This is a genomic window from Wansuia hejianensis (genome assembly GCF_014337215.1).
Classification (GTDB): Bacteria; Bacillota; Clostridia; order Lachnospirales; family Lachnospiraceae; genus Scatomonas; species Scatomonas hejianensis.
Window position 1 is genome coordinate 1,476,072 of record NZ_CP060635.1, and the last position, 12,150, is coordinate 1,488,221.

Annotated in this window: 11 protein-coding genes; all 11 read right to left on the reverse strand. The window is 48.0% G+C overall.

Annotated elements, in window-relative coordinates; translation table 11 throughout:
- Positions 1 to 19: 19 nt before the first annotated feature.
- The gene (locus H9Q79_RS06805; protein ID WP_249329497.1) at positions 20 to 1,009 is read right to left on the reverse strand and encodes an ABC transporter permease; all 990 of its coding nucleotides are present in this window, start codon (positions 1,007 to 1,009) and stop codon (positions 20 to 22) included.
- The gene (locus tag H9Q79_RS06810; RefSeq protein WP_249329498.1) at positions 1,009 to 2,001 is read right to left on the reverse strand and encodes an ABC transporter permease; all 993 of its coding nucleotides are present in this window, start codon (positions 1,999 to 2,001) and stop codon (positions 1,009 to 1,011) included. Before H9Q79_RS06810 ends, H9Q79_RS06805 begins: the two co-directional genes overlap by 1 nt.
- 13 nt (positions 2,002 to 2,014) lie before the next feature.
- A complete protein-coding gene (locus H9Q79_RS06815) occupies positions 2,015 to 3,535 on the reverse strand; it encodes a sugar ABC transporter ATP-binding protein (protein WP_249329499.1) in 1,521 nt (506 codons plus the stop codon).
- Positions 3,536 to 3,831: 296 nt separating this feature from the next.
- Positions 3,832 to 4,143, reverse strand: a complete 312-nt coding sequence (gene rhaM, locus H9Q79_RS06820; RefSeq protein ID WP_249329500.1) for an L-rhamnose mutarotase — start codon at positions 4,141 to 4,143, stop codon at positions 3,832 to 3,834.
- Between the two features lie 286 nt (positions 4,144 to 4,429).
- Positions 4,430 to 5,074 carry a DNA repair protein RecO gene (gene recO, locus H9Q79_RS06825; protein WP_118646523.1) on the reverse strand — a complete coding sequence of 215 codons (645 nt, stop codon included), beginning with the start codon at positions 5,072 to 5,074 and terminating at the stop codon, positions 4,430 to 4,432.
- Positions 5,075 to 5,085: 11 nt separating this feature from the next.
- Positions 5,086 to 5,997: a GTPase Era gene (gene era, locus H9Q79_RS06830; protein ID WP_249329501.1), complete on the reverse strand. Its 912-nt coding sequence runs from the start codon at positions 5,995 to 5,997 to the stop codon at positions 5,086 to 5,088.
- Between the two features lie 23 nt (positions 5,998 to 6,020).
- A complete protein-coding gene (locus tag H9Q79_RS06835) occupies positions 6,021 to 8,936 on the reverse strand; it encodes an insulinase family protein (protein WP_249329502.1) in 2,916 nt (971 codons plus the stop codon).
- Positions 8,937 to 9,018: 82 nt separating this feature from the next.
- Positions 9,019 to 9,831: an SseB family protein gene (locus H9Q79_RS06840; protein ID WP_118646521.1), complete on the reverse strand. Its 813-nt coding sequence runs from the start codon at positions 9,829 to 9,831 to the stop codon at positions 9,019 to 9,021.
- A 159-nt stretch (positions 9,832 to 9,990) separates the two neighbouring features.
- Positions 9,991 to 10,275 carry a hypothetical protein gene (locus H9Q79_RS06845; protein WP_249329503.1) on the reverse strand — a complete coding sequence of 95 codons (285 nt, stop codon included), beginning with the start codon at positions 10,273 to 10,275 and terminating at the stop codon, positions 9,991 to 9,993.
- 75 nt (positions 10,276 to 10,350) lie between these two features.
- Positions 10,351 to 10,845 carry an Rpn family recombination-promoting nuclease/putative transposase gene (locus tag H9Q79_RS06850; RefSeq protein ID WP_249329504.1) on the reverse strand — a complete coding sequence of 165 codons (495 nt, stop codon included), beginning with the start codon at positions 10,843 to 10,845 and terminating at the stop codon, positions 10,351 to 10,353.
- 862 nt (positions 10,846 to 11,707) lie between these two features.
- The gene (locus H9Q79_RS06855; protein WP_249329505.1) at positions 11,708 to 12,130 is read right to left on the reverse strand and encodes a DUF2000 domain-containing protein; all 423 of its coding nucleotides are present in this window, start codon (positions 12,128 to 12,130) and stop codon (positions 11,708 to 11,710) included.
- Between the last annotated feature and the right edge of the window lie 20 nt (positions 12,131 to 12,150).

Genomic DNA, 12,150 nt, shown 5'->3' on the forward strand with positions numbered 1-12,150 from the left:
ATTAAATTACAATCAGTTGTCAAACGGCTGTATGCTCGGAAGAAGTGATCTTTATCACTTTCTTCTGCTTCTCTCTGGACGACACAATGGAGAACGCGATCAGAGAAATCAACAGCACCGCACCCTGAACGATGGTCTGTACATCGATCGGGATATTCATTACAGTCAGGCCGCTGTTCAGCGTAGCGATAATCAACGTACCCAGGAGGGTTCCCTTCATATCGCCGACGCCGCCCATGATGCTGGTGCCGCCCAGGACTACGATCGTGATAACTTTCAGGTTGAAATTCGTACCCGCGTCATATTTTACGCTTGTAAACCGTCCCAGAAAGATAAACGCGGCCAGTGCGCAGACGATACCGGTAACCGTAAAGATAATAATCTGAATTTTCTCTGTGTTAATTCCGGCGTATTTCGCGGCGTTTTTATTCAGCCCGATGGCAAACAGCTTACGGCCAAATGTACTCTTCTGTAAAACTATCACAAAGATTACTGCCAGCACCGCAAAGAAGATTATCTGAATCGGAAGCGGGCCTACCATTGTATTGCCGCACCATCCGCTGAAATCATACGAATATACGCTGTCCCCTCCGGAAATACCTCTGGCCAGGCCCAGGAACAGGTACATGGTTGCCAGTGTGGTTATCATCTCTGATATCTTTGCCTTGGCGACCATCAGGCCGTTAATCAGCCCGCAGACTCCCCCGACTGCAACTGTCACAATGATGCCGGCGACACTGCTTCCGGTACCTGCAGCCGCCATACCGCCCAGCATACAGGACAAAACCATGATGTTGCCTACTGAAAGATCAATCCCGCCTGTTACAATAATCATTGTCATCGGAAGAGCGACCATGCCGATTTCTACAATGTTCTTCAGCATAACGTTGATGATATAATTGGCATTAAAGAAAGAGGGTGCCTTAATTCCGATTAACAGGAAGATCACAATCCAGATCACGAGTAAGGCCAGGTTAAAACTGAATTTAAATTTCTTCTTCTGTTCCATTATGCCTCACCTCCTACACTCGCTACGGAAATGATCCGTTTTTTCTTAATATTCTTAGCAGCAGACATTAATACAGAAATGATAATGATCGCACCCTTGATGGCATCTGCCCAGTCGGCGCTGATTCCCATGTAATTGATAGCCGGTGAAATCATGGAAAGGATAAAAGCTCCGACCACGGTCCCGATCAGCTTTCCTGATCCTCCCGCAGAACTGGTTCCGCCGAGCACAACTGCCGCGATAAATGTCATCTCCAGACCGCTTCCCATAGTAGTGGTCACACGCTGTCCGGCAGTTCCGATGATTGTAGCAGAGACTCCGAAGAAAAGCCCTGCAATCGCATATGTGAGAATTACTGTCTTATTTACGTTAATTCCAGTCAGACGGGCGCTGGTCATGTTGTTTCCGATCGCATAGATCTTCTTTGAAAACTTGGAATATTTCATGAAGATCAGACCGAATACAGCTACAATCAGGCAGATCAGCACACTGGCCGGAATAATTCCGAAAATCTTTGCGTCAAATGCCAGCCATGTATAAGATGCCGGAAGGTCATAGATCGAACCTTCAACTGCCAGCTGCAGACCCCCCTGAAAAATCTGTGTGGTTGCCAGCGTCGCAACGATAGCAGGGATCTTCAGCTTTGCCACCAGCAGGCCATTGATCGTGCTGAGTACAGCGCCTACGATCATGGCTACCGGAAGCAGTACGCCAAACGGAGCGCCGGTTTTTCCGATTGCTGCTATGACAATACAGATTACTGAAATCAGTGAACCTGTGGATACGTCAATGTTTGATGTTAAAATAATCATGTTCATTCCGACAGCGGCAATCAGCGTATAGCTGAAGGTGTTCAGCAGACTCATGATGTTATTCAGATTGTAAAATCCTCTGGCAAACACCGCAAGAAGCAGCAGCACTATCACCAGAAACATCGCAAGGTAGAATTCGCTGGTCAGAAATGACGCTTTTTTCTTATTTTCCTGATTCATCTTCTCCCACCTCCTAGGATACTTTCATTTGCTTTTTGGATTCCAGCGCTACAGTCAGGATCTTCTCCTGGGTTACATCGCCTCTGTCAAAGCAGCCGCCGATATATCCGTCTTTCATGACGTAAATTCTGTCGCACATTCCGATCAGCTCAGGAAGTTCGGAAGAAATCATAATAATGGTCAAGCCCTGCTGGGTCAGATCACTGATGATTTTATGTATCTCTGCTTTCGCGTTGACATCAACGCCCCTGGTAGGCTCATCCAGAATCAGAATCTTCGGATTCAGAGCCAGCGCCTTCGACACGGATACCTTCTGCTGGTTGCCGCCGGAAAGGTTTGCCACCAGGAAATCCGGTCCCGGAGCTTTAATTTCGATGTCATTAATATATTTCTCACCAATTTCATCTTCTTTTTTCTTATCTATCAGGCTCAGAGATTTCGTAAAGTTCTGAAGCTGGGGAAGAGTGATATTCTGCTCAATACTCATATCCACGATCAGCCCGTATTTCCCACGGTCCTCCGAAACATATACGATGCCTTCTTTCATGGCATCCTGATAATTCCGGATGTGCAGCTCCTTGCCATCCATGTATACCTTTCCGGCAGCTTTTTTCGAAAAGCCACAGATGCATTCCATCAACTCAGTCCGACCTGCGCCTGCCAGACCCGCAAAACCGAGGATCTCTCCCTTGCGGAGCTGGAAGCTGATATCATCCAGAAATCCCTCATCGTAGATCCCTTTCGCCTCAAAAAATACATCGCCGATTTTCGTATCAGCTTTCGGATAGTAACTTCCCATCTTGCGCCCAACCATGTCGGCCACCAGTGAATCCTTGTCAATCTCCGACACCTGGTTGGTAGATATATATTTCCCATCCCTCACGACTGTCACACGGTCACAGATCTCAAAAATCTCTTCCATACGATGGCTAATATACACAATACCAAAGCCATCCTCTTTCAGTCCATTAATAATCTTAAACAGTGCCTTTACCTCTCGCTCTGTCAGAGAAGCGGTCGGCTCATCAAAAATAATGATATTCGCATCAAAGGTCAGCGCCTTTGCAATCTCTACCATCTGCTTCTGAGCCATGCCCAGCTTCTTAATCGGCGCAGAGAGGTTCATGCTCACATTCAGTCTCTCAAAAATTTCGTTTGCGCGTTTTGTCATAGCGGCATAGTCAATAATTTTGACAGGACCCACGTTCTTGGTCATCTCATGCCCCAGAAACAGGTTGTCAAGCACCGACATTTCCTCAAACAGACTGGTTTCCTGAAAAATGATGGCGACTCCTTTGCCATAAGCCTCCAGCGGATTGCTGAAGTGCTCCTCTTTTCCATTCACCTTCATGATGCCTTTGTCTGGTTTGTGCACGCCGCAGACTACTTTCATCAGCGTAGATTTTCCGGCACCGTTCTCGCCGCAGATCGCATGGACTTCGCCGCTTTTCAGTTCGAAATCAATGCCATCAAGAGCCAGCACGCCAGGAAATGACTTAACAATGCCTTTTAATTCCAATACTACGTCACCCACGATGGTTCCTCCTTCTAAAATTTTCATACATTACCGGACAACTGTCTGCCCACCCGTAGGGTATGTCTTTCCTGACATTTGTCCTTCCATCCGCTGGGCTTTTTTATGGATTGCCCCGCGCATCCATTCGGTAGTTTACCTTATTTTTCTGATTTCTGTAAATATAAAATCCAAAACAATTTATACAAAATATATACTTTTTGCTGGTAAAACTCCCATCCTTTTACATTTTGACAGCTCATTAGCCAGATTTCGCCAAAAGCTTCTGTCTTCTCTCAGCCCTGATTCTCTGAGTTCTAATCTAAATGAAAGACAACCTTGAGATCATTGCTCACCGGACTGTTATCCGGGTTCGTTTCCATGACGTCAGCCATGAAATCCCACCATTTCCGGTTGACCGGCGTATCAGAGCTTTCAGCCCACCGGGCTTCATCTTCCACCTCTATGTACCCGTACAATGTCCGGGTCTCCGTGTCAAGTGATATGGTGTAATTCCTGCCTCCATATTCATGGATCATATCAGCCATCTCTGGCCACAGCAGGTTATGACGACGCTCATATTCCTCTTCCTGGCCTTCTTTCACTTTCATCTTAAAGGTCTTAATCATGGGTAATCCCCCTCCTGATCCTTTTTCTGTCCTCATTTTAGATAAATTGCCATGGAAAGTGAATGTAAAATCAAAATGTTTATATATAAAATACAAATAAATTGTACATCCCATTTACAAAGCAATACTCCAAATATCCATTTGTCTGGAGAAACATTTACAGCGTAAATGAGCGCCCAGAAATAAAAAATGAGCCGGAGAATGCTCTGTCAGAACATTCTCCGGCCCGTTTTCAACGGTTTTCAGGCAATGCAGAATCCCTCCGATCTTCCTGCCGTACGTCAGATCACAAAAAACTTTCCAATATTTCCAGGCTCCTGATTTTTCGGTCCAGGACCTTTTTCATATGACGGTTCATCAGCTTCTCAAGCTCTTCCAGGACTTCAGGTTTTACCGTAAAGGTATACAGCTTCTCCATGGGCGCTCCCATGATATACTGGCAGGTATAGAGCGCCGACGGACTCATGGCTCCGGCATCGGGCGCATATTCTCCATTAACTGTCATCATGCGCAGTTCATAAATCCGTCTGACCAGGCGGTCCTCCAGGCTGGGATTCAGAAGAGCTTTTAAGGACAGGTACAAAAGATTCAGCATTTCTGTCCCTTCAATTCCCTCTCTCCCGTAATAATCCGCGAATTCCAGAAAATAAAAGCCATAATAGATCCCCGGCTGTTCCCTGGTAAGCTCCATAAAATAGTTTTTAACGGATGCCTGGGTCAGATTATAAGAAGTCCGCCCCTGTATCAGGGAAAACGTACCAAAGACAAAGGGGTTGGCCGCCGCCAGCAGAGCGCTCCCCTGACGCCTGGCCCCCCTGGCAAATGCTGTAATTTTTCCGAATTCCCGTGTCAGGATCACCACCCGCTTATCATTTTCCCCAATTGGCATGGCAGACAGGACAATTCCTGACGCGTTTATCGCTTCACTCATGAGACACCTCTTCAGGACAGCTCTTTCTTATCATAGCCGTAATTCTTTACCAGCAGGTCGCTGTCTCTCCAATCTTTGCGAACCTTCACCCACAGCTTCAGGTTCACCTTACTCTCCAGCAATTTCTCAATCTCTTCCCGGGCTTCACTGCCAATCTTCTTCAACATGGCTCCCTGTCTGCCTATGATGATTCCTTTGTGGGAATCCCTCTCACAGACGATCGTGGCCTCTATATCTGTGAGCTTTCCATCCGGCCGTTCCCTCATCTTCTCAATCATAACCGCAATTCCGTGAGGGATTTCCTCTCCCAGGGATCTCAGAGCCTTTTCCCGGATCATCTCCGCCACGATCTGCCTCATGGGCTGATCTGTCACCGTATCTTCGTCGTAGAATCTGGGTCCATACGGCAGATATCTGAACAGACTGTCGATGATGCTGTCCAGGTTCAGCCCCAGTTTCGCCGATACCGGAATGATCTCATCAAAATGTCCCAGCTTGCGGTACATCTCCATACAGGCCGGCAGATCTGCCTTTTTGATCCTGTCCACCTTATTGATCACCAGCAGGACGGGAAGCTTTGTCCGCTCCAGCATTGCCGCGATATGCTGCTCTCCCGCACCTATATAGGTGCCCGGCTCCACCAGCCATAAAACCGCGTCCACATCCTTCAGCGTACTCTCGGCGGCATAGACCATATACTCTCCCAGCTTGTTTTTCGCTTTATGAATCCCCGGCGTGTCCAGAAAGATAATCTGCCCCCGTTCACAGGTATAGACTGTCTGTATCCTGTTCCGGGTGGTCTGGGGCTTTCTCGATGTGATGGCTATCTTCTGGCCGATCAGATGGTTCATCAGCGTGGATTTCCCCACATTCGGACGCCCGACCAGCGCAACAAACCCGGATTTATTATTTTCTTTCGTCATATTCTCCTCCATAGAGACTCCTCTCAGGCCCGGATCAATGCTTCCGCCGTGCGGAATACGTCTCTGTCTTTTTCAATGGCAGCCTCGCTCCCAACCACGCAGAGATTGTTCTCTGCCAGCACAGCCTCCGCAAGCTCCGCCAGTCCACGGATGGAAGCTGCATCCGCGTCCAGAATTTCTTCCCTCTCCTTCTGGAATTCTTCCACCGTCAATCCTGCAAAATAGGCCGTCAAAGCCAACGCTCCTTTGGCTGACGCATTCAGCGGCACATCCAGCTCGCTGACTGTCCCTATGATATATTTTGTCATTTCCCGTTCATCGGCCTGGAAATTCCGCAGATATTCCGGCAATCCCCGATATACCTCCAGAGTATCCCTCAAATGTGGGTCCCGGTAAGAAACCAGATAGCTCTCACCCATGCGCTTAAAGGCGCCCATACAGCCATAAGCCCCTCCTTTTACCCGCAGGTTCATCCACAGATAGTCATAATTCAGAACCGTCCGCAGAATCCGCAGGGCCCCTGTATAAGCAAAGCCAGCTTTTCTAAAATTTCCCGCCACAGCTACATACTGAACCTGCCCGGAAGTCTTAAAGCCTTCATTCTTCCGCTCTGGCACCCACCGGAAGCTGCCCTTTTGCACCGGTTCTGTATAAAGAACCTGTTTCAGCTTGCTCACTTCCTCTGTCAGGCCTGAACAGCCCTGTCCGCCTGCAGTCAGGCTGACGGTCAGATTCTCCGGGCGGAAAATCAGTTTCATCAGGCTCTGAAGCCTGGAAATCAGTTCCGCCTTCTTCTCATCAAAATGGCTTTCCAGCTCTTCTATCAGTCGGTAATAGCTGATACCTGAAATTCTCTCCTGCCACCCGCTGACCGCCGATACATATGACAGTGCCCGCTGTGCAGCCGTCATATGGCCCGCCGCAGGCAGGTAGCTCTGAAGCCGCGCCTTCTGGCTGGACAGGATTTCATGCAGACGCTTCTCATCCTCCAGCTGGGAAGTCAGCAGGATCTCAGAAATCATCTCGAACACAAAGGACTGCTGGGGATACAGATATTTCGCCCGCACGCCGAACATCCGGACACAGCTGTCCTCTCCTTTTTCCTCCGGAAACACTTGCAGTCCACAGCTGATCCCACCCGTACAGCTGTTAATTTCATGGAACAACTGGCTGTAGGTAAAATGCTCAGTACTGACATAGCCCAACACGGACTTCAATATCCCCATATAGGGAATCAGCTCATCGGGGACTTCCCGTGTATCAAATAAAAGCGTCAGATATGCGATACCATTCGTAAAATAATCGTGGTGCAGGATCTTTGTTCCCTTGCTGTCACCGACCTTCGTATTCAGCACCACCGGCGTTTCCCTGCTGATATCGGTCCTCTTCAGAAGAGGAATGCTGCATACAGCTTCTTCCCCATCCTCAGCCTCCTGGAATGCTTTCAGCGCTTTCGTCTGCCCCACCAGCTGTTCCAGCTCTGAATCACTCAGGGAGTCCCTGTATCTCTTCAGCTTCTCCGCCTCAGCCTCTTCCCGCTCCGCCGCCAGGCCTCTCCGGGGCTCCAGTACGACCACCGCACCGTGGGAATTAGACAGAAGATATTTCTGAATCAGCTCTTCAAAATACCCTTCCTCTATCCGGCTTTTCAGCTCATCAAAAATTGCCAGCTGTTTTATATACTCAAAAGGCCTCTCGTCGTCATACAGCCAGCTTCCGAACAGCTCCAGGCCGTAGATCAGTCCCTTGGGGTAAGAGGCATAGTCTGCTTCCCTGAAACGGAATTCAAAATAATTGATCCCCGAAGCCAGCGCTTTCCGGTCCAGCCCTTCTGCCACAATTTCCCTCAGAGTGCTCTGAATGATCTCCAAAAACAGCTCCTTGTCACAGGCTCTGGCATTCTTAGCAATGATGGTAAAAAACGGCTGGCAGATGCCGTCTTCATAAGAACCGCAGATATCCTTCCCCACGTGGGCGTCCAGCAGAGCCTGTTTGACAGGCGCCCCCGGCGCGTCCAGAAGGACATACTCCAAAACTGAAAATGCCACATTCAGCACCGTATCCAGGCTGCTCCCCACTACCATGCTGCTGGCCAGATAGGCATTCTCCTCCACAGGCTCATCGTCCAGCACTGGATATTCCAGAAACAGGTGCCTCTGATTCTTAAAAGGTTTTTGGAACTGAATTGCAGAATCCACCTCCGCAGCCTCAAATTTGCTCAGATATTCGCTGTCCATCCACGCCAGCTTTTCCTCCATATCCATATTGCCATAGAGGTATATATAGCTGTTGGAAGGATGATAATACTTCCTGTGAAAATCCAGGAATTCCCCATAAGTGAGTTCTGGAATGCATTCAGGATCGCCTCCCGATTCCACCCCATAAGCGGTATCCGGAAACAGGGCGCTGAAAACAGACCGGTCAAGAACCTCCTCTGCCGATGAAAAAGCCCCCTTCATTTCATTATAAACTACGCCGTTATAAGTAATCGGATCATTTACATCCTCCAGATGATAATGCCAGCCCTCCTGCCGGAAAATCAACTCGTTGGTATAAATGTTGGGATAGAATACCGCATCCAGATAAACGTCCATCAGATTCTGGAAATCTGTGTCATTACAGCTGGCCACCGGAAACATCGTCTTATCCGGATAAGTCATGGCATTCAGAAAGGTATTCAGAGATCCCTTGGCCAGTTCCACAAAAGGATCTTTCAGCGGAAACTTTCGTGATCCGCAAAGTACCGTGTGTTCGATGATATGAGCCACGCCGGTGGAATTCTCCGGCGGGGTCCGGAACGCTATATTGAACACTTTATTCTCATCCTCATTAGCCAGCAGGACAACCCTTGCTCCAGTCTTCCTGTGACGGAGAAGCGTACCTCTGGCCTGAATATCGTCTATATATTCTTCTTTGATTAATTCATATGCATCCAGCATAATCCCATCCCTTTCTTAACTTTTCTGCTTCACGAGGTAAACTGACGGGCCGCTGCTCAGTTACAACGGCCCGTTCTTCTCGTCATGAATAGTTTTTCTTCATCAGCTCCATCTGCTCCTTCGTCAGAATCAGATTGAAGCCTGCCGGATTAAAGACAAACCCCTTAGCCTGTCCAACCAGATATTTCGGCAGGTCGTCATAAGAGACGGCTGAAAGCCGCATCTTTGCGTCCTTATTCTTAGCGTTAAACTTCTGGAATTCACCGAAATCGGTGTAACACGGCTGGTAAATATCTCCGTTTTTATTCTTCACATACGGTATCTTCACCTTTTGATTCTTGGCTCCTGGCTTCAAATCGCCGCCATTCTCTGTGAGATCCATCGTGACGATAAACCGGGAGCGCATGAGGTTTGCCGCCATCTCCTCTTCCAGGGAGCGCAGCCTTTTCTTCGCCTCCAGATCCCTCTCAATGGGCCGGCGCAGCTCCTGGAGAAAATAGAGTGCCGTCAGCTGAAGCTGAGGATTCACCCTCGGTATCTTGTCATTCATCAGCGCATCCAGATCCGGCCTGGGCATCAGCTGCTCCAACTCCACCCGCACCGGCGCCCCTTCATCCTGCACCACCAGAGCATTCACCCCGATTGCATACAGACTTGAAAGAAAGCCCTTGATCTGTGCATTGGGAATCTTCGCCGCCGCCAGCAAAATCTTTTCATTCGTATACTTCTTGGCAAATTCCTGAGTTCTGCCCTCCTCCGTGAATACATAAACCTGATCATCATAGGTCTCCTCATCACATTCCACAAAAGGCAGTTTTGTCATTTGAGAAAACAGAACATAGATGGATTCATATTTTTCAAATTTCTTTATCAAAAAACTGTTGTCCACTGTCATTTAACGTAAACCTCTTCTCGTTTTATCCTTGGCAGAAAGCCTTCCTCCTAACGCCTCCGGCCTTCCGCACATTTCATATCCCGCTCATTATAACATACCCGCCGAAACATCGCAAGCTGTTCCAGCTCCCCGCCGGAAGCGGCTGCAACAGTTCTTTCCTCACATCCAGTCTTTAAAAATATCTTTCGCTTTCTCTATATCAATCTCAGTTATAGCCGCTCCTTCTTCTACAGAAAATCCCCGTGCCAAAAGCTCTTTCAGCACTCTCTCTGCTTTTTTAAGCTCACCTCGCATTTCGCCTCTCTTTTCCGCACTATACATCTGAGTATTAAAATCCCGCAATGCACGTTCCCGCGCCTCATACTCCAGACGCTTTTTCTCATCAGCGCTCAAAACCAGTAACATCCCGTATGCTTCGTCCAGGTATTCATTCATCTTTGCCATACGCTCAAAATCCTCCCTTCGCCTGCCGCTGAAAAACCTCATCCACATCATGACATCATCCCCTTCCGGAATCATCTACGGCAATTTCCTCAATTCCAGAATCTGTATTTCCAATTTATCGCTATAGCTTTGACCCGTCTTATCATCCCGAAAATATATTTTCCTGCAGCACTCATGATCTTGCGGAAAATTGATGAAATCTAAAATACTGACATGAACACATTTCTTTAATTTCTCATAGGAATCTCCCCTCTCCAACTGCTCTGCAAACATCCTGCAGAGATAAAACAGTATTCTCTCTTCCCAGAACTCAAAATAATCCATCTGCATCTCCATATCCATCTGCGTGCCCTCTCTTAAAACCACACGCACATCTAAAATCCCTTCTTTCCCTTCTTTTCTCCCCTTCTGCAGAATCGTCGGAAGCAAAAGGGTATTCTGAATCTCCTCCGTCCTCCTTCCTAAAAGAGCGGCAGTTAAGCCCAGCCGCACCTTGCTATTCTGAAGCAGCTCTTTAAAACAGAAATCCACAACCGGCAGCATAATGAAACTGTCTTTCCCTTTCTCCACAAAAACTCCTTTCCCCTGAATCAGTCATATATACGGAAAAGAGTTTCATTATTGCATTTCTATTATATCATATAACAATAAATTTTAACAGTACTAGGACTCCGCAAACAGACTTTTCTGAACATATTCCACAATCCAGTTATTCATCATTAAAATATAAAATGGTAATCTGCAGCGATTTGCCGCACAGAATATAAAGGCAGACAGCCTTTAGATCTTCTTATGAAAAACATTAACACAAAATCACTTAAAAATCAAGCCAGAATCCCACCACAAAATTATGGTTTTGTGGCGAGGTGGGGGTGGATACCCGGACGAAAAGCAGCGGGGGATCTCCGGCGGCTTTTCTGGCTGTTCCAGACGGTACAATGGCTCTCGCCAAAAGTGGAACCCCGATAGTCTCAGGCGGTAGATTTCGATATTTAATAAAGAAATACTGGCGCCAGTCGGCCGCGATAAGCCAGCAATTACTGTCTGAAACCATCCTGATGACACTTTCGGAGAACTTGGGTGAAGAGTTTTAGATCACCAGAAAGGCTGGGAGGAGGCGGGGCGGAACAGGGACGGCGCCATGGATTTCTGCAGGCCTGATTAGTTCTGCTTAGCGGGCAGCAGCGCCGGAAGGGAGGGCAGGTATTGTGCCTCACGCACAATACCTGAAGGGCACGGAGGATAGAAAGACATCAGTCTTTCTACCGGACTTGCCCTGGTACCTCCCTGTAGGTGCTGATGGCCGTTTAGCAGAACTTCAGGCCGAAGCCTTCCATGGCGCCGTCCCTGTTCCGCCCCGCCTCCTCCCAGCCTTTCGTCCGGATATCCAAAACGCCTCCCTTTCCCGACCAATTGGAAGCAAAACCAAAATTTATCTCAGTAACGGCAGTTTCCCCGTCAGTTTATTCACTATCTTTTTGTTCCCACAGACGGCCACTCCCAGGTAATTTAAGTCCTTCCCATTACTGGCGGATAGTTGCTCCGTATAATCTGCATAATCTCTGGACTTCTGCGCCTGCTCTGAGAAGTCTACAACTGTCAGGTCTGTATAATCCGGCAGATATAGCTTTTCCCGTATATTGGCCAGTGTTTCTGCATCTGTTCTGAGGACGGGAATGGGAAAGCGGGTGATGCCCAGATGCGTATTTCCCTCCTGATCCACATTGTCTTCTCCGACAATATCCGGCATTCGGACGCCCAGAGTAATTCCGAGTATCGCCGCGGTATTGGCTGCAATCCCTGCCGGAGCGTCCTCGTCTACTATAATTACACATTTTTCTTTCGCTGTATCCATGTTCGTTCTCCCTTTTCTAT

Bases quoted from the DNA above. Each gene is read 5' to 3' on its own strand.
- H9Q79_RS06840 (WP_118646521.1), bottom strand. From the start codon at position 9,831: ATGACAGTGGACAACAGTTTTTTGATAAAGAAATTTGAAAAATATGAA.
- recO (WP_118646523.1), bottom strand. From the start codon at position 5,074: ATGAGTGAAGCGATAAACGCGTCAGGAATTGTCCTGTCTGCCATGCCA.
- era (WP_249329501.1), bottom strand. From the start codon at position 5,997: ATGACGAAAGAAAATAATAAATCCGGGTTTGTTGCGCTGGTCGGGCGT.
- H9Q79_RS06845 (WP_249329503.1), bottom strand. From the start codon at position 10,275: ATGGCAAAGATGAATGAATACCTGGACGAAGCATACGGGATGTTACTG.
- H9Q79_RS06835 (WP_249329502.1), bottom strand. From the start codon at position 8,936: ATGCTGGATGCATATGAATTAATCAAAGAAGAATATATAGACGATATT.
- rhaM (WP_249329500.1), bottom strand. From the start codon at position 4,143: ATGATTAAGACCTTTAAGATGAAAGTGAAAGAAGGCCAGGAAGAGGAA.
- H9Q79_RS06805 (WP_249329497.1), bottom strand. From the start codon at position 1,009: ATGGAACAGAAGAAGAAATTTAAATTCAGTTTTAACCTGGCCTTACTC.
- H9Q79_RS06810 (WP_249329498.1), bottom strand. From the start codon at position 2,001: ATGAATCAGGAAAATAAGAAAAAAGCGTCATTTCTGACCAGCGAATTC.
- H9Q79_RS06855 (WP_249329505.1), bottom strand. From the start codon at position 12,130: ATGGATACAGCGAAAGAAAAATGTGTAATTATAGTAGACGAGGACGCT.